The 20,690-nt window shown below is 72.5% G+C and carries 24 protein-coding genes and 1 pseudogene; 13 read left to right on the top strand and 12 right to left on the bottom strand.

What is annotated here, in order from left to right:
* Both F8271_RS14100 and F8271_RS14095 read left to right on the top strand, forming a co-directional pair.
* Complete coding sequence (locus F8271_RS14100) at positions 1 to 681, top strand: response regulator (RefSeq protein WP_151490191.1); 681 nt, start codon at positions 1 to 3, stop codon at positions 679 to 681.
* 100 nt (positions 682 to 781) lie between these two features.
* Entirely contained in the window at positions 782 to 2,791 is a 2,010-nt protein-coding gene (locus F8271_RS14095) for an FAD-dependent oxidoreductase (protein ID WP_151490186.1), read from the top strand.
* Here F8271_RS14095 and F8271_RS14090 read toward each other — a convergent pair.
* The 4 genes from F8271_RS14090 to F8271_RS14075 all read right to left on the bottom strand — a co-directional run bounded on the left by F8271_RS14090 (position 2,692) and on the right by F8271_RS14075 (position 4,611).
* A complete protein-coding gene (locus F8271_RS14090) occupies positions 2,692 to 3,042 on the bottom strand; it encodes an SAV_915 family protein (RefSeq protein ID WP_151490180.1) in 351 nt (116 codons plus the stop codon). The genes F8271_RS14095 and F8271_RS14090 overlap by 100 nt on opposite strands.
* Before the next feature lie 74 nt (positions 3,043 to 3,116).
* Positions 3,117 to 3,620 (bottom strand): universal stress protein, encoded by a 504-nt coding sequence (locus F8271_RS14085; protein WP_192580281.1) that lies wholly within the window; start codon positions 3,618 to 3,620, stop codon positions 3,117 to 3,119.
* A complete protein-coding gene (locus F8271_RS14080; RefSeq protein ID WP_151490165.1) occupies positions 3,617 to 4,021 on the bottom strand; it encodes a hypothetical protein in 405 nt (134 codons plus the stop codon). The genes F8271_RS14085 and F8271_RS14080 overlap by 4 nt, the downstream gene beginning before the upstream one ends.
* 95 nt (positions 4,022 to 4,116) lie before the next feature.
* Positions 4,117 to 4,611, bottom strand: a complete 495-nt coding sequence (locus F8271_RS14075; protein WP_151490163.1) for an SDR family NAD(P)-dependent oxidoreductase — start codon at positions 4,609 to 4,611, stop codon at positions 4,117 to 4,119.
* 182 nt (positions 4,612 to 4,793) lie between these two features.
* On the opposite strand from F8271_RS14075, the gene F8271_RS14070 reads away from it, so the two are divergent.
* Positions 4,794 to 5,549, top strand: a complete 756-nt coding sequence (locus F8271_RS14070; protein WP_151490161.1) for a dienelactone hydrolase family protein — start codon at positions 4,794 to 4,796, stop codon at positions 5,547 to 5,549.
* A gap of 28 nt (positions 5,550 to 5,577) precedes the next feature.
* On the opposite strand, the gene F8271_RS14065 is transcribed toward F8271_RS14070, so the two are convergent.
* From F8271_RS14065 to F8271_RS14045, 6 genes are all read right to left on the bottom strand, one after another.
* The gene (locus F8271_RS14065) at positions 5,578 to 6,105 is read right to left on the bottom strand and encodes a DUF421 domain-containing protein (protein WP_151490159.1); all 528 of its coding nucleotides are present in this window, start codon (positions 6,103 to 6,105) and stop codon (positions 5,578 to 5,580) included.
* Positions 6,106 to 6,145: 40 nt separating this feature from the next.
* Positions 6,146 to 7,249: an L-dopachrome tautomerase-related protein gene (locus F8271_RS14060; protein WP_151490157.1), complete on the bottom strand. Its 1,104-nt coding sequence runs from the start codon at positions 7,247 to 7,249 to the stop codon at positions 6,146 to 6,148.
* Between the two features lie 104 nt (positions 7,250 to 7,353).
* Positions 7,354 to 8,229, bottom strand: coding sequence for an SMP-30/gluconolactonase/LRE family protein (locus tag F8271_RS14055; RefSeq protein WP_151490155.1), 876 nt, complete (start codon positions 8,227 to 8,229; stop codon positions 7,354 to 7,356).
* Positions 8,230 to 8,276: 47 nt separating this feature from the next.
* On the bottom strand, positions 8,277 to 8,555 hold the full coding sequence (locus F8271_RS33145; RefSeq protein ID WP_255473693.1) for a carbohydrate kinase family protein: 279 nt from the start codon (positions 8,553 to 8,555) through the stop codon (positions 8,277 to 8,279).
* A complete protein-coding gene (locus tag F8271_RS33140) occupies positions 8,552 to 8,773 on the bottom strand; it encodes a hypothetical protein (RefSeq protein ID WP_225854521.1) in 222 nt (73 codons plus the stop codon). Before F8271_RS33140 ends, F8271_RS33145 begins: the two co-directional genes overlap by 4 nt.
* A 98-nt stretch (positions 8,774 to 8,871) precedes the next feature.
* Positions 8,872 to 9,351 (bottom strand): helix-turn-helix domain-containing protein, encoded by a 480-nt coding sequence (locus tag F8271_RS14045; protein ID WP_151490153.1) that lies wholly within the window; start codon positions 9,349 to 9,351, stop codon positions 8,872 to 8,874.
* 106 nt (positions 9,352 to 9,457) lie between these two features.
* On the opposite strand from F8271_RS14045, the gene F8271_RS14040 reads away from it, so the two are divergent.
* On the top strand, positions 9,458 to 11,005 hold the full coding sequence (locus F8271_RS14040) for an MFS transporter (protein ID WP_225854516.1): 1,548 nt from the start codon (positions 9,458 to 9,460) through the stop codon (positions 11,003 to 11,005).
* A gap of 47 nt (positions 11,006 to 11,052) precedes the next feature.
* On the opposite strand, the gene F8271_RS14035 is transcribed toward F8271_RS14040, so the two are convergent.
* Entirely contained in the window at positions 11,053 to 11,922 is an 870-nt protein-coding gene (locus F8271_RS14035) for an oxidoreductase (RefSeq protein ID WP_151490151.1), read from the bottom strand.
* Positions 11,923 to 12,055: 133 nt separating this feature from the next.
* Between F8271_RS14035 and F8271_RS34180 the strand changes: the two are divergent.
* The 9 genes and pseudogenes from F8271_RS34180 to F8271_RS14000 form a co-directional block, all read left to right on the top strand.
* Positions 12,056 to 12,244: pseudogene (locus tag F8271_RS34180) on the top strand (helix-turn-helix domain-containing protein); the annotation flags it as partial.
* Positions 12,245 to 12,490 carry a hypothetical protein gene (locus tag F8271_RS34175; RefSeq protein ID WP_370461904.1) on the top strand — a complete coding sequence of 82 codons (246 nt, stop codon included), beginning with the start codon at positions 12,245 to 12,247 and terminating at the stop codon, positions 12,488 to 12,490.
* 32 nt (positions 12,491 to 12,522) lie between these two features.
* Positions 12,523 to 13,065 (top strand): TetR/AcrR family transcriptional regulator, encoded by a 543-nt coding sequence (locus tag F8271_RS14025; RefSeq protein WP_151490149.1) that lies wholly within the window; start codon positions 12,523 to 12,525, stop codon positions 13,063 to 13,065.
* 88 nt (positions 13,066 to 13,153) lie between these two features.
* Positions 13,154 to 14,185 carry a medium chain dehydrogenase/reductase family protein gene (locus tag F8271_RS14020; RefSeq protein ID WP_151490147.1) on the top strand — a complete coding sequence of 344 codons (1,032 nt, stop codon included), beginning with the start codon at positions 13,154 to 13,156 and terminating at the stop codon, positions 14,183 to 14,185.
* Between the two features lie 313 nt (positions 14,186 to 14,498).
* Positions 14,499 to 14,672, top strand: coding sequence for a hypothetical protein (locus F8271_RS32390; protein ID WP_167627081.1), 174 nt, complete (start codon positions 14,499 to 14,501; stop codon positions 14,670 to 14,672).
* Positions 14,669 to 15,673, top strand: coding sequence for a glycosyltransferase family 4 protein (locus tag F8271_RS14015; protein ID WP_151490145.1), 1,005 nt, complete (start codon positions 14,669 to 14,671; stop codon positions 15,671 to 15,673). Before F8271_RS32390 ends, F8271_RS14015 begins: the two co-directional genes overlap by 4 nt.
* Before the next feature lie 104 nt (positions 15,674 to 15,777).
* Positions 15,778 to 16,914 (top strand): glycosyltransferase, encoded by a 1,137-nt coding sequence (locus F8271_RS14010; RefSeq protein ID WP_151490143.1) that lies wholly within the window; start codon positions 15,778 to 15,780, stop codon positions 16,912 to 16,914.
* Complete coding sequence (locus F8271_RS14005; protein WP_370461903.1) at positions 16,911 to 17,954, top strand: glycosyltransferase; 1,044 nt, start codon at positions 16,911 to 16,913, stop codon at positions 17,952 to 17,954. Before F8271_RS14010 ends, F8271_RS14005 begins: the two co-directional genes overlap by 4 nt.
* Complete coding sequence (locus F8271_RS14000) at positions 17,951 to 19,441, top strand: glycoside hydrolase family 130 protein (RefSeq protein WP_151490141.1); 1,491 nt, start codon at positions 17,951 to 17,953, stop codon at positions 19,439 to 19,441. Before F8271_RS14005 ends, F8271_RS14000 begins: the two co-directional genes overlap by 4 nt.
* A 62-nt stretch (positions 19,442 to 19,503) precedes the next feature.
* On the opposite strand, the gene F8271_RS13995 is transcribed toward F8271_RS14000, so the two are convergent.
* Entirely contained in the window at positions 19,504 to 20,532 is a 1,029-nt protein-coding gene (locus tag F8271_RS13995; RefSeq protein ID WP_225854515.1) for an ice-binding family protein, read from the bottom strand.
* Positions 20,533 to 20,690 lie beyond the last annotated feature (158 nt).

Genomic DNA, 20,690 nt, shown 5'->3' with positions numbered 1-20,690 from the left:
ATGACCCGCATCCTGGTCGTCGACGACGAACCGCAGATCCTGCGCGCCCTGCGGATCAACCTGCGCGCCCGCCGGTACGACGTGGACGTCGCCGGCACCGGGGCCGCCGCGTTGAAGGCCGCCGCCAGTCACCCGCCCGACCTGGTGGTGCTCGACCTCGGCCTGCCCGACATCGACGGCGTGGAGGTGATCCGTGGCCTGCGCGGATGGACCAGCGTGCCGATCATCGTGCTGTCCGGGCGGGCCGGCAGCGAGGACAAGGTCGCCGCGCTCGACGCCGGAGCGGACGACTACGTCACGAAGCCGTTCGGGGTGGAGGAGCTGCTGGCCCGCATCCGCGCCGTCACCCGGCGGCTCGCCGCGCCCAGCGACGCGGTGCCCGCGCTACGGATCGGCCAGCACACCGTCGACCTGGCCGACCACCGGGTCTGGCGCGACGACGGCGCCGAGGTCAAGCTGACCCCCACCCAGTGGAGTGTGCTGGAGAAGCTGCTGCGCCACCCCGGCAAGCTGGTCAGCCAACGTCAGCTCCTGCAGGACGTGTGGGGGCCGGAATACCAGAACGAGACCAACTACCTGCGGCAGTACCTGGCCCAGCTGCGACGCAAGCTGGAGGATGACCCGGCCCGCCCCCGCCACCTCATCACCGAACCGGGAATGGGCTACCGCTTCCGACCGTGACCCGTTGACACCTGCCGCCAGAGATTGAAGAATTTCGTTCGCAGCGGCAGCGGCGTGCTTCTGTAACCGTCCCCCTCCGGTTACCCCTCGGGAGCCCGCCGTGTCTGTGCCCCTGTCCCGTCGTCGGCTGCTGACCGCCGGCGGCGCCGGCCTCGTCCTGGCCGGTCTCACCGACCCGTTCCGGGCCGGTCCCGCCCGCGCCGCCGTCACCACCGCCGACCTGGTCGTCTACGGTGCCACCTCCGGTGGGTTGGCCGCCGCGATCACCATGCGCCGGCTGGGCCGCACCGCCGTCGTGGTGGAGCCCACCAGCCACGTCGGTGGGCTGAGCACCGCCGGCCTCGGCGCCACCGACACCGGCGTCCAGGCGTCCATCGGCGGGCTCGCCGCCGAGTTCTACCGCCGGGTTTACGTGAAGTACCACGGCGGTACGCTCACGGCGACGTCGCCGCTGCGGATGACCTTCGAACCGCACGTCGCCGCCGAGGTCTTCGCCGACCTGCTGGCCGAGGCGGGCGTTCCGGTGGTCGTCAATGCCCGGCTGGCCAGCCTCGGTCGTAGCGGCAACCGGATCACCGAACTGCGCACCGAGGACGGGTCGGTCTACTCCGGCGGGGTGTTCGTCGACGCCACCTACGAGGGTGACCTGCTGGCCATGGCCGGCGTGGGTTTCACCGTCGGGCGGGAGTCCAACGACACCTACGGCGAGACGATCAACGGGGTGCAGTCGCGCAACACCCACCAGTTCGTCTACCCCGTCGACCCGTACGTGACGGCCGGCTCACCCGCGAGCGGCCTGCTGCCGGGCATCTCCGCCACCCCCCTCGCCCCGCAGGGCAGCGGCGACGACCGGATCCAGGCGTACTGCTTCCGGATGTGCCTGACCCAGGCGGCCAACCGGATCCCGTTCGGCAAGCCGTCCGGCTACGACCCGATCCGATACGAGCTGCTGCTGCGCCACATCCAGGCCGGCTACACCGGGCCGTACTTCACCACCCACTCCGTCGGCGGCGGCAAGACCGACTCCAACAACAACGGGGCGGTGTCCACCGACCACATCGGCTTCAACCACGCGTACCCGACGGCGAGCTGGGCCGCGCGGGAGAGCATCATCGCCGAGCACCGCACGTACCAGCAGGGGCTGATGTGGTTCCTGGCGAACGACCCCCGACTGCCGGCGTCGGTCCGCGACTCGACCGCCCGGTGGGGGCTGCCGGTCGACGAGTTCACCAGCACCGGCGGCTGGCCGCCGCTGCTCTACATCCGCGAGGCCCGCCGGATGGTCTCCGCGTACGTGATGACCGAGGCCGACTGCCGGGGCCGCGTACGGGCCACCGACTCGGTGGGCTTGGCCAGCTACACGATGGACTCGCACAACTGTCAGCGGGTGGTCGTCGACGGCAAGGTCCGCAACGAGGGGGACGTGCAGATCAGCGTGCCCGCGCCGTACCCGGTGAGCTACCGCTCGATCGTGCCGCACCAGGCCCAGTGCGCCAATCTGCTCGTGCCGGTCTGCCTCTCGGCGAGCCACATCGCGTACGGCTCGATCCGGATGGAACCGGTGTTCATGATCCTCGGGCAGGCCGCGGCCACCGCGGCGTCCCTGGCACTCACCGGGAACCTCGCCGTGCAGGCCGTGCCCGTGCCCACCCTCCAGTCCCGGCTGCGGCAGGACGGCGCGGTGCTGGAGTGGGGTTCGACCAGCGAGGTGATCCTGGACAACGCGGCGTCCAGCGGGATCACCCGGGCCGGAACGTGGCTGCGCAGCACCAGCATCGGCGGCTACTACGGCCCGGACTACGAGCACGACGGCAACACCGCCAAGGGCGTCAACCGGTTGCGCTTCCGCCCCACGCTGCCCACCTCCGGCTCGTGGACCGTGCACCTGCGCTGGACCGCCGACCCGAACCGGGCGACCAACGTGCCGGTGGACATCGCGTACTCCGGCGGGGTGACCACCCGGATCGTCGACCAGCGGCAGTCCGGCGGCCAGTGGGTGCCGTTGGGCACCTACCCGTTCACGGCGGGCACCGACGGGAGCGTGCTGATCCGCACCGAGGACACCGACGGCCACGTGATCGCCGACGCGGTGCGCTTCGTCCGCGCCTGACCGGGACGGGGTGCCGGGTCGACCGGGTGCAGAGGCGGTGCGACCAGCAGCGGGTCGACCTGGATCACGTCGATGCCGAGCGGACGGAGCATGCCGCGCAGGGCCGACTCGCACAGCTCCTCCCACGGCTGTTCCGCGCCCATCGCGGCGACCAGCAGATCCGCGCGGGTGAACGCGATGCCCACCCGCTGACCCTGCGGTGAGCGTCCGGTCCGCACCGTCCGCACCATCCGTCCCGGCAGGTCACGCACCGGAACGGCGTAGATTCTCGGGCCCTCGTCCATGGTTGATGTGGTCCTTTCCAAACGTGTCGATCCCGAGGGGGTCAATGACTGAATCGTTCGAGGTCGCGAGAGAAGCGGCGGATCGTCGCGGCCCGCGCCCAGGACGGGGCCGGCACCGCGATGACCGGTACGACGGCACGTTTCACGCAGTACCGGGTCACGTGCCCCCGCGAACGGCCGAAGCGGCCTCGCTCGGGGCTGCCGACGACGAGCAGGTCGGACTCGCGGTCCGCGTGGTCGACCAGCACCTGCCCGGCGTACCCCTGGGCCGCCACCAGTCGCACGGCCACGTCGCCGGGCATCCCACCCAGCGCCGCGTCGAAGACGCCGCGCAGATAGGCCAGGGCGGCGCGGTCGCACTCGTCCTGCCAGTGCCAGGTCAGCGTGCCGGGCCGCCAGGTCGGCGCGAAGACCCACGCGCGGACGGCGTCCACCTGCGCGCCGTCGCGGCGGGCCAACTGCACGGCGCGGCGCAACGCCTGCATCCCGGCGAACGACCGGTCGACGCCCAAGATGACCCGGCGGGCAGCGGTGGGGCGGCTCATGCGGCGGACACCGCCCATGCCGGGGCGTCCTCCCGTACGTCGACCGGTGGGGTCAGGTCGAGGGCGCGGAGGATGTGGTGCGCCACCACCACCTCCACGCCGGCGCGCCGGCGCAGGTCGGCCACGGCGCGGTGCAGCACGGTCATGCTGTCGGCGGAGAGCCGCACCATCGCGTCGACGTCGGCGGCGATCCACCAGGCGTCGACGGCGCACGGCTCGTGGCGCAGGTACTCCACCAGGTGGCTGCCGGGCGCGGACGGCCCGAGCCGGACGCTGACCAGCGCCTCATGCCGGCGTTCCGGCCCGCCCGCCCTCGTGACGGGCTCGTCAGGGCTGCTGTCTGTGTCGGCGCCGGGTGGCGGGTTCCCGCGTTCCCAGCGTGTCATCCGCCAAGGACTCATGGACCCATCGTCGCCACCGAACGGCGGCGGAGCGCCCGTCGATACGCCGTTTCGACGGGCCACCGCCCATTCTTGACGCGCCGTTCACGCCGGGCTCAGAACTCGACGCCCACCAACCGCTCGGAGACCCTCCAGAGGCGGGCGGCGTCGTCGGTGTCGCGCGCCGAACGGTAGACGGCCAGCTCGGTCGGTCTGCCGGTGAACTGCCCCAGGCCGTCCGGGCCGTAGAACCGGCCGCCCCGGGCCTGCGGGCTGGTGGCCGCGTAGAGGGCGGGCAGCAGCCCGGCGTCCACCGAGTGCACGAGGATGCCCCAGCCGCCGGCCCGACTGCGCCGGTCGAGTTCCAGCCCGAAGTGCAGGGTGGCCAGCTTCGACGCGAGGTCCAACTGCCGGGTCGACACGACGGCGTCCGGCGCGGCGGCCCGGACGGTCTGCAGCGCGGCGGTGCCCTTGGCCGGATTGCGGACCGGCAGCACCACCTCGGCACCGGCCCGCGCCAGCCGCGTGGCCAGGCCGAGGCCCAGCCCGTCGCTGCCGCCGGTCACCACGGCGAGCTTTCCAGTCAGGTCCGGAACGGTCAGGTCGAGCATGGCAACTCCCCGGTCAACGATGTCCCTCATCGGTCGCGGACAACACTGGGCCGGCCGCCGACCGTTGCCCAGGGTGGCCTTGTCCAGGGATCGGCGGTCCCGGTCTGGCGGACCGTTGTCGGGCCCGCCGGCGTGGCGAGTAACGTTCCGGACGGACCAAGATCGGCGTACGAGGAGGCCCGGTGCAGACGACGACGGTGGACATCCCGACCAGCGACGGCGTGGCGGACGCCTGCCTGACCAGACCGGACGGGGACGGCCCGTTCCCGGCCGTGCTGCTCTTCATGGACGCCTTCGGGCCACGCCCGCGCCTGGTGGAGATGGCGGAGCGGATCGCCGCCCGGGGCTACCTGGTGCTGACGCCGCACCTGTTCTACCGGGCCGGCCGGGCGCCCCTGTTCGACCTGTCCCGACTCGCCGAGGCCGACCAGCGGGGCGCGATCTTCGAGAAGATCATGCCGCTGATCGGCGCGTTGACCGCCGACGTCATCAGCCGGGACACCGCCGCGTACCTCGAGTTCCTGGCCGCCCGCGACGACGTCCGGTCGGGCCCGGTGGCGATCACCGGCTACTGCATGGGCGGCACGAACGCGCTGCGGGCCATCGAGGCGCACCCGGACCGGATCGCCGCGGCGGCGAGTTTCCACGGCGGGCGGATTGTCACCGACGCGCCGGACAGCCCTCACCTGGGCGTCGGCTCGATCATCGGCGAGGTGTACTTCGGCCACGCCGACGCCGACCAGTCGATGACGCCCGAGCAGATCGCCACGCTGGAGAAGGCACTCGACGCCGCCGGCGTGCGGTACCGCTCCGAGGTGTACGCGGGAGCGCACCACGGCTACACCATGTCCGACACCCCGGCGTACGACGAGCAGGCCACCGAACGCCACTGGGCCGCCCTGTTCGATCTGCTGGACCGCACCCTGCCGGTCGGCTGAGGCCGCGGGACCTGTCCCGGGCCGGTCGTCAGCCGAGGCCGCCCGGGGCGTCGAGGTCGTTGCGGGGCCGACCGGGTGTACGGGTGGTCACGCTGAACCGGCCGTCGGCCTCCATCCGCACCTCGCGGACCTGGGAGAGGTCGACGACGCCCTGCTCGCGCAGCAGGGTGTGCAGCTCCTCGTTGGTGATCAGCTCCCGGCGCATGTTGGCCCGCATGACCCGCCCGTCCCGCACCAGCACCAGCGACCCGGGTCGGATCAGCCGCGCGGCGGCCTGCCAGCGGTAGGCGACGGCGTTCAGCAGGTACGACCAACCGATGATCACCCCGACCAACAGCACCCCGTCGGTGACCGAGGTGTAGCCGCCGGACATGCCGTTCTGGGCGGCGTCCGCGAGCAGCACGATGACCAGCAGGTCGGTGACGCCGGTGGTGCCGCTCTCCCGCTTGAGGATGACCCGCAGGAGGGTGAACAGCGCGAGGTACATGACGCTGCCCCGGACCACGATCTCCAATAGCGGGGTGTCCGGGACGAACACCTCATGCCAGTCGGCCACCCGAGGGGCTACCCACCACCCGACCAGCCATGCCTACCGGTCAGCGGCGCAGGAGCACCGGGCCGGCGTCGATGCGGGTGCGGAACAGCCCGTACGGCTTACGCCGCAGATCCTTGCCACCCTGGTACTGCGCCTGCCGGTGCAGTTGGTTGGCGGTGACGTAGAGGTACCCGTCGGTGGCCACCGACATGGTGTCCGGCCAGAGCAACCGAGGGTCGTGGACGAGGGTCTCGTACTCGCCGTTCGGCAGCCGCCGCAGCACCGCGTTGTGCTCGTACGAGGTGAGGTAGAGGCGCCCCGCGTCGTCGGACTCCAACCCGTCCGACCCGGTGGCCTTGTCCCCCTCGTCGACGACCGTCGCCGCCACCGCCTCCTGCGTGACCGACGGGTCGGCCAGCGCCTCGGCGGACACGCTGTGCAGGCGTCGGGAAATCAGTGGGGAGTAGTACAGCCGGCTGCCGTCGGCCGAGATGGCGATGCCGTCGGAGCCCATTGCCAGCGGCTTCGGCGGCCCGTCCGGCGGTCGGGACAGGAGTGGCCGGCCCTCGACGAACGGGCGGTAGTTCTTCAACGGCTCCGCCTTGGTGGACGGGTGGTCGTGCAGCCGCCGCCAGGAGGCTCCGCTGGCCAGGTCCACCACGATGATCCCGTTCGGCCCGGAGTCCGTCGAGTCGGTGAGGTACGCGACCCCCGACTCGCCCCGCCGCAGGTCGAAGCGGACGTCGTTGATGTACGTCGACGCGGGTGCCACGTCCCTCGGGAAGGTGATCACCTGGGCGACCGTGTCGGTGTCCAGGTCGATCCGGACCAGCTTTGGCCCACCCGGCTTCGTCGGCTGGAACTTCGGGCTGCCGGTGTCCACCACCCAGAGCCGGTCCGCCGGGTCCACCACGATGCTCTGCACCGAGACGAACGCCCCCGCGTCGTCGTCGCCGGACGGTTCGTTCCACGCCTGGTCGGGGTAGGGCACCTCGCGGCCGTCGCGCAGTTCGACGACGGTGGCCGGCACGTCGTCGCCCCACCTCGGGAAGTTGATGAAGATCCGGCCCTGGTGCGAGACGCTCACCCCGGTCGGCATCGGGCCGGTGAACGTGTGCACCAGCTCCAGCTCCCCGACCGGCTCGTCGCCGACCGGCCCGTTCATGACGCCCGCCCCACGGTGCTCATCGTCTCGCCCCTCTGCCGGTTGCCGTCGTGCCGCTATTCCCGCCCCGGCGTCCGGTACGCCTGACGCGTTGGCCGGGACGGTCAGCTGGCCTCGGGTGCGGTGGCGGACGGGGTGGGCAGGCCGGGGACCTCGACGTCCACGGCGAGCAGTGCGCCGTCCGCCGGACCGGCCGACGTCAGCCCCAGGCGGGCGGTGCCGATGAAGAGTCGGCGCAGGTCGGAGCCGCCGAGGCAGATGCCGGCCGGCTGGGCTGCCGGTAGTCGGATCTCCCGGTCGAGGGTGCCGTCCGGCCGGTAACGGCGGACCGCCGAGCCGCCCCAGAGGGCGACCCAGAGGTGGCCCGCCGCGTCGACCGTCATGCCGTCCGGGCCGCCGTCGGCGGGGGCCAGCCGCAGGAACGGCTCCCGCCCGCGCAGGTCACCGGTGCGCGGGTTGACGGTGAACCGGTCGACCTCGCCTCTCGGCGAGTCGGCCAGGTACATCGTGGTGCCGGCGGCGTCGAACGCCGGGCCGTTCGGGATGGTCATGCCGGTGACCGCGGGTACCGGTGCCGCGCCCGGGGTCAGCCGGTACAGCGTGCCGCCGCCGGGCACTCCGGCGTACGTCATGCTGCCGGCCCAGAAGCGGCCGTGCGGGTCGGCGACGGCGTCGTTCATGCGGGTCGGCTCGGGCGCGTCGCCGACCAGGTCGGCGACCGGTCGGGGGTCGCCGGCGGCGGGCAGCAGGGTGACGCCGGTCCCGGCGGCGGCCAGCCAGTCGCCGGGCCGGTCGGTCACCGGGGCGACGGCGCCGAGCGGAACGTCGAGGCGGCGTAGCTCCCGCAGCGGGCCGGGGGTGTCGCCGCCGGTCTCCAGCAGCCGGCCGGCCAGCAGGTCGACGAGGACCAGCCGGCCGTCGACCCAGCGCAGTCCCTCGCCCAGCTCCAACCGGTCGGTGCTCCAGACGGTCAGCTCCATCGCGCTCCTCCAACGATCTCCGACGGCGGCGTCGGCCGCCGCGCCGGTCAGCGGACCGTACCGCCAGGCCCGTGGTCGAGCAGCGTCAGCTCGCTCCGGTCCGGCAGGCCCTCCCAGTCACCCCTGGTGGCGACCGCGAACGCGCCGGTGGTGACGGCCCGGTCCAGCCGGGCCGGCGCGTCGAGGCCGTCCAGCCAGCCGGAGAGCAGCCCGGCTACGAAGGCGTCGCCGGCGCCGACGGTGTCGACCACCGGCACCGTCCGGGCCGGCCGGTGCACCGTGCCGGTCGCGCTGTGGCTGGTCGCTCCGTCGGCACCGTGCTTCACGACGACATCGGTGACGCCGGCTTCGCGCAGTGCCGCGAGGGGTCGGTCGCGTCGGTCAGCACGGCGAGTTCGTCGTCGGAGGCGACGACCAGGTCGATCGAGGGCAGCAGCGGTCGCAGTGCGGCGGCGGCGTCGCTGACCGACCAGAGGCGGTTGTGGTGGTTGACGTCCAGGCTGACGGTGCTGCCCGCCGCTCGGGCACGCCGTACGGCCTCCACCACCGCCTGGTCACGGCAGCGCCCTCATCGGGACCGCGCGGTCGCGTAGGCACCGTCGTCCGGACGCCAGCGTCAGTGATTGACCTGGCGGTGTGGCGTCAGTCGCGGCGGATCAGGCCCGGGCCGGCGGTGATGTCGATGTCGCCGCTCTCGACGTCGTGTCCGGCCGCGCAGCGGATCACGGCACGGACGGGCTCGCCGCAGTTGTGGTGGGTGGCGAGGATGCCGGGGCCGGCCTCGTCGGCGCTCCAGGTGTCGCCCCAGTTGCGCAGCGCCGTGATGACGGGGAGTAGTTCGCGGCCCTTGCGGGTGAGTTGGTACTCGTGGCGGGTGCGCTGCCCGGGCTCCCGGTACGGGATCCGTTCGAGCAGGCCGGCGGCGACCATTTCCTTGAGTCGGGCCGCCATGGCGGGTTCGCCGACCCCGACCCGGCGGACGAAGTCGTCGAAGCGTCGGGTGCCGAGCAGCGCCTCGCGCATGATCAGGATCGTCGACCGGCTGCCCACGATGTCCATCGCCCGTGCGACCGAGCAGTTCGCCATCGACCAGGAGTCGCGGTCGTCCCGTAGGTCCTCCATGCCACCCAGCCTACCTGACTTGCGTTGGAGTTAGCCAGCGTGCTTCACTGGGGAGCTGCTGAGTTGCCAAGATAAAAGCCAGCCTCCATCGACCCGAGGACACCTCGTGACCACTGGCATCACGGCCCCGTCCGGATCCGGACCGGCCGTCACCGCCCGCTCATCCGTCCGTGGCTCCCGCCCGATGACCCTGGTCGCCATGTGCCTGGGCGCGATGATCACGTTCCTGCAGATCACCGCGACGGTCTCCGCCCTGACCACCATCCAGCGCGACCTGCGGGTCGACCCGACCACCGTGATCTGGATCCCCAGCGCCTACACCCTGGTCGTGGCGAGCCTGGTGTTGTCCGCAGCCACCCTGGGCAACCGCTACGGGCGCAGGCGCATGTTCGGCGCGGGTGTCGTCGCGATGATCGTTGGCGGTGCCGTCGTGGCCAGCGCGCCCACCGTCGCCTGGGTGATCGTCGGGCAGTTGATCGCCGGACTCGGCGGGGCCCTGATCCTGCCGAACAGCCTGGCGATCCTCGGCGCGACGTTCACCGACCCGCACCGCCGTACCGAGGTCATCACCGCCTGGTCGGCCGCCTCCGGGATCGGGCTCGCGATCGGGCCGCTCATCGCCGGTACGCTGCTGCGGGACCACCAGTGGCACAGCGTCTACCTGTCGACGATCGTGCTGGGTGTGGTGACCCTCGTCGTCGCCGCGATCGGGGTGGCCGAGTCCCGGCAGAGCGCGGGCCGACTCGACCTCCTCGGCCTGCTGCTCGGCACCCTCGCCATCGCCGCCTCCGTCTACGCCATGATCCAGGGTGGACGCGACGGCTACACCAGCCCAGTCGTGGCCACCGCCTGGATCGTCTCGGCCGCCGCGCTGGTCGCGTTCGTGCTGGTCGAGTTGCGCGCCACCGCGCCGATGCTCGACGTACGGCTGTTCCGGTCGGCGTCGTTCAGCGCCGTCATGGTCGTCGCCGCGGTGTCGCTGTTCGGCTTCACCGGTGTGGCGATCCTGCTCGTCCTGTTCCACGAACGTGCCCAGGCCCTCACCCCGCTGGACACCGGCTGGCGAATGCTGGTGCTCTTCGGCGTGTACGTGCTCGTGGCCTTCGCCGCCGGGCGGACGATCCGGCGCACCGGCTTCAAGGCACCGCTCACCCTCGGCCTGGCCCTCGGCGCGGTGGCCACCTTCGGGCTCGCGGCACAGGGGGCGACCACGACATTCGATCACCGTTGGGCGCTGTTCGCTCTGTTCGGTGCCGCCAGCGGTCTGGTGGTGGCCCCGGCGACGGCGGCGGCGTTGGCCAGCGTCGCGCCCGCCCAGGCCGGCATGGCCTCCGGTGCGGTCAACGCGGCCCGGCAGGTCGGCTCGGTGCTCGGCTCGTCCCTGCTGGGCGCGCTGCTCACCACCACGATGCTGGCCAACCTGCCGGACCGCCTCGCCGCACACCAGGTGCAAGAACCCACCCGATCGGCCGTGCGGGCGGCGGTGGCCGCCGGCGCCACCGGCGACCAGCCGCTGCCCGACCCGGTCCGGTCGGCACTCGCGGAGGCGATGACCACCGGAGTCCAGGCCGGTCTGCGGATCACCGGCATCGTCTTCCTGGTCACCGCCGTCCTCGCGCTCACCCTCATCCGCAACCGCCCGCACCACAACTGAGCCCGGCCGCGCCAGCAACGCCAGCACCGAGCCCGGCCCCGCCAGCGCTAGGCGACGCCGATGGTGTCCAGCTCCTCGATCGCGTCGGCCGGCAGCTTCAGGTCGGCGGCGGCCATGTTCTCCCGCAGGTGCGCCAGGCTCGACGTGCCGGGGATCAGCACGGTGGTGGGGGAGCGCTGGAGCAGCCAGGCGAGGGCGACCTGCTGCGGCGTGGCACCCACCCGGGCGGCCACGTCGTTGAGCGTGTCGGACTGCAGCGGCGTGAACCCGCCGAGCGGGAAGAACGCGGCGAACGCGATGTTCTCCGCCGCGCACCGGTCGACCAGGGCGTCGTCCTGCCGGTTGGCGACGTTGTAGAGGTTCTGCACCGTCACCACGGGCGCGATGGCCTGCGCCTCGGTGAGCTGGTTGAGCGTGACGTTGCTGAGCCCGAGGTGCCGGATCAGACCCTCCTGCCGCAGCTCCGCCAGGGCGGCGAACTGCTCCCCGAGCGGCGCGTCGCCGGTGCCCTCCGCCACGCCGACCCGCAGGTTGACCACGTCGAGGGCATCCAGGCCGAGGTGGTCCAGGTTGTCCCGGACCTGGGCCTTGAGGGCGTCCGGCTCGAGAGACGGGATCCAGGAGCGGTCGGCGCCGCGGCGCGCGCCGACCTTCGTGACCAGGTGCAGATCCTCGGGGTACGGGTGCAGTGCCTCGCGGATCAGCTCGTTGACCACCACGGGCCCGTAGAAGTCGCTGGTGTCGATGTGTCGGACCCCCAGGTCGACCGCCTCGCGGAGCACGGCCAGGGCCTGCTCGCGGTCGCGGGGTGGGCCGTAGACGCCGGGGCCGGCCAACTGCATCGCCCCGTAGCCCATCCGGCTCAGGGTGAGGCCGTCGGCCAGGGTCAGGGCACCGCCGGGAAGGTTCTCGCTCATGTCGTCCTCTGTCCGTGTTCGGAGTGGATACGTGTACGACTGTGCACCGACAACCGGCCGCCCGGCAGGGCGAGATGTTCCTGGTAGTGACACGGCCAGTCACCGCCCGAGGGGGCGGCATACCGTCGAGGGCATGGACGCGACCAATCCGCTCGGCGACTTCCTGCGGGCACGCCGGGAGTAGGTCCGGCCCGAGGACGTCGGGCTCGGCCCGGGCGTGGGGCTGCGCCGGGTGCCCGGCCTGCGCCGGGAGGAGGTGGCGATGCTGGCCGGCATCAGCGCCGACCACTACCTGCGGCTGGAACAGGGTCGTGAGCGGCAGGTGGGTGACCTCGACCTGTACTGCGACAAGCTCGCGGTCGCCGGCGCCGACGGCCAGCTCCTGGTGATCTACCACGCCGAGCCCGGTTCGGAGTCGGCGCGTTCGCTGGCCCTGCTCGGGTCGATCGCCGCCAGTTCGCCGGACGACAGCCCGGTCGGCCTCCACGCCGGTGTTGCGGTCGACAAGGATCATGCTGCGCTCGGCGGGGCACGGTGGTGCTGCGCATCGCGCCCTGACCGGGCTTGACGGCATTAGTTTGTGAGTGCACACTTACAAACATGCGATCGACCGCCGAGGCCCGCCGGGTCACCGTCCTGAACGCCGCCGTGTCGGCGTTCGCGCGCACCGGCTTCCACGCCACTCCGGTCACCGCCGTGGCGGCCGCCGCCGGCATCTCCGAGGCGTACGTGTTCCGGCTCTTCTCCGGCAAGCTCGGGTTGTTCGTGGCGGCCGCCGAGGCGTGCTTCGCACGGATCGCCGAGGCGATCGAGGTCGGAGCGGACCGGGTCGGCGGCACCAGCCCGGAGGAGGTTCTCGACGCGATGGGCGGTGCCTACGCGGAGCTGATCGCCGACCGTGATCTCCTGCTCTTCCAGGTGCAGGCGCAGGCCGTAACGGACATCCCCGAGATCGCCGAGGTGGTGCGGGCCGGCTACCGGCGGGTGGCGACCCTCGTGCAGGGGCGGGCCGGTGCCAGCGACGCGCAGGTCCAGCAGTTCTTCGCGTACGGCCAGCTCTGTCATCTCATCGTCACCGCGGGCCTGGAGCAGGTCCCTGAGCCGTGGGCTCGGGCGCTGACCGCCGGCATCCGTCACCCCTGACCCGACTCCCGAACCGGGCCGCGGAAGCGGCCCATTTCTTCGACCTGCGAAGTGTGTGAGTGCACACTTACAAACAAAGGAGTACTTGATGGCGACCGACCCGATGATCACCGAAGTGGTGCTGCCCGGCGTGGTGGAGCCCGACGGGCTCCAACTCCACCGACGCGCGATGCCCGTCCCCGACCGGCGGCAGGCGCTCGTCGAGGTCGAGGCCACCGGCATTTCGTACGCCGAGCAGTCGATGCGCCGTAACCTCTACCCCGGCCAGCCGAAGTTCCCGTTCGTGCCCGGCTACGACCTGGTCGGCACGGTCCGTTCGGTGGGGCCCGACGGGGACGACTCGCTGATCGGCACCCGGGTCGCGGCGGTCACCAAGACCGGCGCCTGGGCCTCCCACCTGGTGGTCGACGTCGACGACCTGACCCCCGTACCCGCGGATCTGGACCCTGCCGAAGCCGAGACCGTCGTGGTGAACGGTGTGACCGCCTGGCAGCTGCTGCGCGGCGCCGACCTGCGGGCCGGGCAGGCCATCCTCGTGCACGGCGCCAACGGCGGCGTCGGGACGGTGCTCGTCCAGCTCGGACGCCACCTCGGTCTGCGGGTCATCGGCACCGCCGCCGCGAAGCATCACGATGCGCTGCGCGAACTCGGCGTCGAACCGCTGGACTACCGCGACCCGGACCTGGCCGTGCGCGTCCGCGAGCTGTCGCCGGGTGGCGTCGACGCCGTCTTCGACCCGGTCGCCGGCCCCGGCGTCCGCACCTCGTACGACCTGCTCGCCCCCGGCGGCAAACTGGTCGTCTACGGCAACGCCTCCGCACTGGGCTCCGCCACATCGATCGTCTGGGTCTTCGTGAAGCTGCTGGCCCGCCTCTACACCTGGAACGCGTTGCCGAACGGGCACCGGGCCGGGTTCTACAACTTCTGGGCCGGCCGCCTGACCCGCCCGACGGCGTTCCGACGTCGCCTGCGTACCGACCTCCGCACCGTGCTCGACCTGCTGCGACAGGGAGTGATCGTGCCGCAGATCGCCGCCCGCTACCCGCTCACCGAGGTGTCCGCCGCGATGGTGTTCGCCGAGACCCGCAGCCGGGCGGGCAAGGTCGTGCTGGAGCCCTGAGCTCCGGCTGTCTCGACGGCATCCTCGATCGGGGCGACATTGCTGGCCGATCTGGGTCGGTCGGGTCGCCGGCCCGTGCGGCCCGCACCGGGAGGGCGTACGGTGAACATGTCGCCCGGGGCCTCCGGTGGCCGCAGATGCCGTCGCCACCAGCCCGTTCGGGGCGTAACCGATCGCCATCCCCATCGCCGTGACGTGTTGTCGTGCTGGTTCGTCGCCGACCACGTCCCCGCCGTGAGATGCACCGGTCATCGCACAGTTCGTGATCGCCGTACGCGCGCACGACCGCACGGCCAACCAGGGGGAGCACCAGATGAGAATCGCCCGAAACAGGATCGTCAGCGCACTTCGCGACCGGGGCCAGCAGGCGCGGGCCGACTGGGTCGAGCGGGAGCTGCCGGAGCGGGTCGACCCGGCCAAGCACTCCGGGCTGCTCGCCACCCTGCACCTCGACCCGGCCGACCTCGCCGACGCGCCATCCCCGTGAGGGTTGCGCTTCTCGGCCCGATCGCCTGGCGTACGCCCCCGCACCACTACGGCCCGTGGGAGCAGGTCACCGGCCTGCTCGCGGAAGGGCTGGTCAGTCGTGGCGTGGACGTGACCCTCTTCGCGACCCTGGACTCCGCCACCTCCGCACAGCTCGACGGCGTCAGCCCCCGGGGGTACGCGGACGACCCGGACATGGACGGCCGGGTGTGGGAGGCGATGCACGTCTCCCACGCGCTGGCCCGCTCGGCGCAGTTCGACCTGCTGCACAGCCACCTCGACTGGCTGCCGCTGGCCTTCGCGGACCACTGTGACGCTCCGCTGCTCACCACCGTGCACGGCTTCTCCGGCGCGGGGATCCTGCCCGCGTACACCCGGGCCCGCTCGTCCTACGTGTCGATCTCGGACGCGGACCGGGCTCCGGACCTCGACTACGTCGCCACCGTGCACCACGGCGTCGACGTGAGCGGGCTGCCGTTCAGCAGCGACGCCGGCCCCGGGCTGGCCGCGTTCGGCCGGATCCACCCCGACAAGGGCACCCACACCGCCATCGAGATCGCCCGCCGCGCCGGTCGCCCCCTGACCATCTGCGGCATCGTCCAGGACGAGCGGTACTTCGCGGAGCAGGTCGCCCCCCACATCGACGGCGACCAGGTCGTCTTCCTCGGCTCGGTCGGTCCGCGACGCCGGGCGGAGGTGCTGGGTGCGAGCGCGGCGCTGCTGCACCCGATCGCCTTCGACGAACCGTTCGGCCTGTCGGTGGTGGAGTCGATGGTCTGCGGCACGCCGGTCGTCGCGTACGCGCGGGGATCGATGCCGGAGGTCGTCGACGACGGGGTGACGGGATTCCTCGTGCACACCGTCGACCAGGCCGTCGACGCGGTGACCCGGGTCGCCACCCTCGACCGGGCCGGATGCCGGGCACGGGCGCGACAGCGCTTCAGCGCCGACCGGATGGTCACCGACTACCTCGCCGTCTACGAGCAGCTCGTCCACGGCTGAACCAACCCGCTGTGCCGGCCACACACGCTGGCCGGCGTGCGCCGTCACCGCGTGAGGCCGCCCCGTACTCCGGTGGCGGCCGACAACCGGAAGGCCCGACGTCGATGCCCAGCTACGGATTCCTCAGCACTCATCCACCGACCCGGTGTGGACTGGCCACCTTCAACTCCGCCCTCGCCACCCAGCTCACGGCCGACGGCACGCGCGGTGGCATCGTCCGGGTCACCGACCACGGCGACGACCAGCGACCGGTGCCGGGGGTCGTGCACACCTGGTCGGCGCGTACCCCGGCCGGTTGGCGGGACGCCGCGGCCGTCCTGAACACCTTCGACGTGGCGATCGTCCAGCACGAGTACGGCATCTACCCCGGCAACGACGGCGAGGACATCCTGCCGTTGCTGCGTCGGCTCACCGTGCCGAGCATCGTGGTGCTGCACACCGTGCTCCGTCAGCCCTCGGCCCGGCAGAAGTCCCTGCTGGAGCGCATCGTCGCCACCGCCGGCGCGGTCGTCACGATGACCGACACCGCCCGCGACCGGCTGCTCGTCGGCTACGCCGTGCCACCGGCCAAGGTGACGGTGATCCCGCACGGCGCCGCCGAACTCTCCGGAGTGCCCGTCGACCGACGTGCCCGACCGCACCTGCTGACCTGGGGGCTGCTCGGCCCCGGCAAGGGCGTCGAGTGGTCGTTGCGGGCGCTCGCGCGGTTGCAGGACCTGGAGCCGACACCCACCTACACCGTGGCGGGCCGGACCCACCCGAAGGTGATCGAACGCCACGGTGAGACGTACCGGGCGGGGCTGCACCAGCTCGGTGCCCAGCTGGGCGTGGCGCATGCCGTGGACTACCAGGACGTCTACCACGACCAGGGGACTCTCGGGCGGCTGATCCGCTCCGCCGACGTGGTCGTGCTGCCCTACGACTCCCGTGAACAGGTCACCTCCGGCGTGCTCATCGAGGCGGTGGCGGCCGGGGTGCCCGTCGTGGCCACGGCGTTCCCGCACGCCGTCGAGCTGCTCACCGGCGGACCGGGTCTGGTCGTACCCCATCAGAACCCGGCGGCGTTGGCCGCGGCGATCCGGCGGGTCCTCACCGAGCCGGGCCTGACCGCGCGGCTGGCCGGCCGCGTGCGGCCACTCGCGGCGCACCTGCGCTGGCCGGCGGTGGCGGCCCGCTACGGCGTCCTCGCCGACCAGCTCATCGAGGTCCGCCCGCCCGCGATCAGCGCGGCGTCGGTGTGACCACGACCGCCGGCCGACAGGCCGCCCGGCGCTGGATGACGGCGCCCGCGCCGAGCTTCGCGCACCTGGTCCGGATGACCGACGACACCGGCCTGTACGAGCACGCCCGGCACGCCATCGTCCGCCGCGAGCACGGCTACTGCACCGACGACGTGGCCCGTGGGCTGGTCGTGGTCAGCCGCGAGCCGGAGCCCACCGACGAGGTGCTCCGGCTCGCGGAGTGCTACCTCGCGTTCCTGACCCACGCGCAGGACGCCGGGGGCGCCTTCCACAACCGGCTGGGGTACGACCGGCGCTGGACCGACGACCCGGGGCTCGGCGACTGGTGGGGTCGGGCGCTGTGGGGGCTCGGTACCGCCGTCGCGCGCAGCACCGCCCCCTGGGTGCGGGAGGAGGCGCTGGTCGCCTTCAGCCGGGGTGCCACCCGGCGCTCCCCGGCACCGCACGCGATGGTCTTCGCCGGGCTCGGCGCGGCCGAGGTGCTGCGCCGCCACCCGGGCCACGTCACCGCGGCCGCTCTGCTGGCGGACGCGGCGAGCGCCGTCGGCCCGGCCGGCGACGACCCGCGCTGGCCCTGGCCGCGACCGCAGCTGACGTACGCCAACCCGGCCCTCGCCGAGGTCGTCATCGCCGCCAGCCAGCTGCGGCACGGCGGCCCACCCCTCGACGACGGTCTGCGGATGCTGACCTGGCTGCGCGGCGTTCAACTGCGCGACGGGAGGCTGTCGGTCGTGCCGGCCGCAGGGTGGCGGCACGGGGCGGTACGGCTGCACCACGACCAGCAGCCGATCGAGGTGGCCGCGCTCGCCGACGCCTGCGCCACGGCGGCCACGGTCAGCGGCGACCCCGAGTGGGAGACCGGGATACGGCAGGCGGTCGGGTGGTTCCTCGGCGACAACGACGTCGGCACCCCGATGTGGGATCCGGCGACCGGCGGCGGGTACGACGGGCTGACCGCCCACGGACCGAACCTCAACCAGGGCGCCGAATCCACGCTCGCGCTCATCTCCACCCTGCAACACGTGCGGCGGTGGGCGTGACCGGAGTCCAGGCCGTTCGACGTGACGTCACCCTCACCCCGGACGCGCGCCGGGTCATCGTCAAGCTCTTCGTCCCGGGTGAGGACGCCGCGGTGGTCCGCAGCCGTGCGCGGGCGCTCATCGACCGGGTGGCGCACCTCGACGACGAGGAGACCGGCCGGCTGCTACGGGACACGTTCGACCGCTTCGGTGCGCGGCACCGCGACCTCGCCGGCACGTTCCAGCACCACTACGACCTCGTCCGGCACCGCGCGTCCGGTGCCCGGGACCTCTCACCCACGAGCCGGCTCCTGGTCGGCGCGTACTTCAGCCACGAGTACGCCGTCGAGTCCGCCGCCCTGTGCAACCCGTCGATGGTGGCCCACCCCGACCAGACCGGTCTGGTCGACGGGCAACTGCGGGTCGCGGTCAGTCTGCGCCAGATCGGTGAGGGGCACCTGTCGTCCATCGGGTTCGCCACCGCGGTGCTCGGCCCCGGGCACCGCCTCACCGTCGCCGGCCGGCCCGGCCCGCTGACCGTCGGGCGGCGGATGGGCGTACGGCACCGCTGGGATCTGCTCGCCGCCGGCCTGGCCGAGGAGGACTGGGACAACGAGGTCACCGCCACCGTGCTGGATGCCCTGCCCGAGCGGTACGACGACGCCATGTTCGAGCGGGTGCTCGGCGGCGTGCCACCGGACCTGCTGTCCCGCAGCACCGGCATGGACACCCTCGATCAGTTGCGGCGTACCAACGCTGGCAGCTACGCCACGGCCTTTCCGGCGCACACCGCCTTGCACGAGCGGGTGCTCTGGCCGGCGATCCCGGCGGAGAGCAACGGCATGGAGGACGCCCGGTTCGTCAGGTTCGTCGACGACTCGGGGCCGACGTACCGGGCCACCTACACCGCCTTCGACGGTCGGAGCATCGCCACCCGGGCGCTGGTCAGCACCGACCTGTGCCGTTTCGAGATGACACCGATGCGTGGTCCGGGTGCCCTCAACAAGGGGATCGCGCTCTTTCCCCGTACTGTCGGCGGCCGGCACCTGGCGCTGTGCCGCGCCGACGGCGAGACCATCGGCCTGACCGTCCTCAACGTCGAGAACCGCTGGCGCCGTCCCGTCCCCCTGCACGCGCCTCGGGACAGCTGGGAGCTGATCCAGGTCGGCAACTGCGGATCGCCCATCGAGACCGACGCCGGCTGGCTCGTGCTCACCCACGGTGTCGGGCCGATGCGCCGGTACGCGATCGGTGCGCTCCTGCTCGACCTGCACCGGCCGGATCACGTCATCGGGCACCTGCCCGGTGTGCTGCTGTCACCGGACGAGAACGACCGGGACGGGTACGTGCCCAACGTCGTCTACTCCTGCGGAGGGCTCGTCCACGATGGCGAGCTGTGGCTGCCGTACGGGGCGAGCGACACCCGGGTCGGTTTCGCCACCGTACCGGTGGCCGCCCTCATCGCCGCGATGGTGCAGGCGCCGCCAGCGGGTGCTCCGGGCGGTTGAGGGCGGGTCTTGACGGTGGTGCCCCGGCGGCCGGTTGGTCACCGGCCGCCGGGGTCTACCGGTCAGGACTCGGAGGTCCGGCGTCGGTAGAGCAGCAGCAGGGCCGCGCCGGCGGCGACGGCGACGCTGCCGATCCCGGTGAGGACGGGCAGCAGGGTGCCACCGCCGCTGCCACCGGTGACGGGCAGCGCGGTGCGGGTGGGCCGGGCCGTGGGCTGCCCGGTCGGTGTGGCCGTGGGCTGTCCGGTTGGTGTGCCCGTGGGCTGTCCGGTCGGTGTGCCCGTGGGCGTGCTGGTCGGTGTGCCGGTCGGTGTGCCCGTGGGCGTGCCGGTGGGCTGGGTGGGCGTTCCGGTCGGTTGGAGGCAGACGGGGGCGTTGATGGTGTTGGTGTCGAGGGTGACCGCGCCGGTCTGTGCCAGGGCGCGGCCCTGGAGGGTGGCGCCGGTGTTCATGGTGATCGAGGTCTGGGCCAGGATGTTGCCCATGAACCGGGTGCCGGTGCCGACCGTGGCCGAGCTGCCGACCTGCCAGTAGACGTTGCAGGGCGTGGCGCCGTTGATGAAGACGACGCTGCTGTTGGACGCGGTGATGAGGGTGGACTCGATCTGGAAGATGAACACCGCCGCCGGGTCGCCCTGGCTGTTGAGCGTCAGGGTTCCGGTCAGCTGCGCGGCGCCGAGCCGGTAGACCCCGGGGGTCAGCGTGGAGCCGCCCAGCTCCGCGGGCAGGTTGGTGAACGGGGTCCGGCCGGCCGCGTCGTTGTACGCGGTGGTCAGGTCGTTCTTGGCCTGCAGTGCGACGGCGTCAGCGAGGTGGATCTCGCCGGCGACGATTCCGGGCGGAAAGCCGGGCGCGGTGTTGCCGGGGCTGACGCCGAGGCTCTGTGCGAGGAAGCTCGGCCCGGTGTTGGTGACGGTGGAGCCGGCCAGTACGGAGAAGTCCGCCGCCGTTCCCAGGCCCACCGGTGCCTCGGCAGCGCTCGCTCCGGTGCCGCTGACGAGCAGCACGGCGACGGCTGTGCCACTGGCGGCCATCGCCGCCAGTGCGGACAGGGCCGCGCGTCGCGGACGGCGGAATAGTTTGGTTGTCACGATGTGCCCTTTCGCGAAGGCATCTCTCCGGACGCCGGTCGTGCGGCGGCTGGAGCCGCACTAAAACCACATTTGGAACAAAACGGACTTTTGCACATGTGAGCCGCAGGGGTTGGGCGATTCGTGAGATGAGTGGGGTGGATGGGGTCAGCGGGGTG

Origin of the sequence: Micromonospora sp. ALFpr18c, from assembly GCF_008868155.1 — a bacterium.
Lineage (GTDB): Bacteria > Actinomycetota > Actinomycetes > Mycobacteriales > Micromonosporaceae > Micromonospora.
The sequence above is the reverse complement of the archived record's forward strand: the minus strand, read 5'-3'. Positions and strand labels throughout refer to the sequence as shown.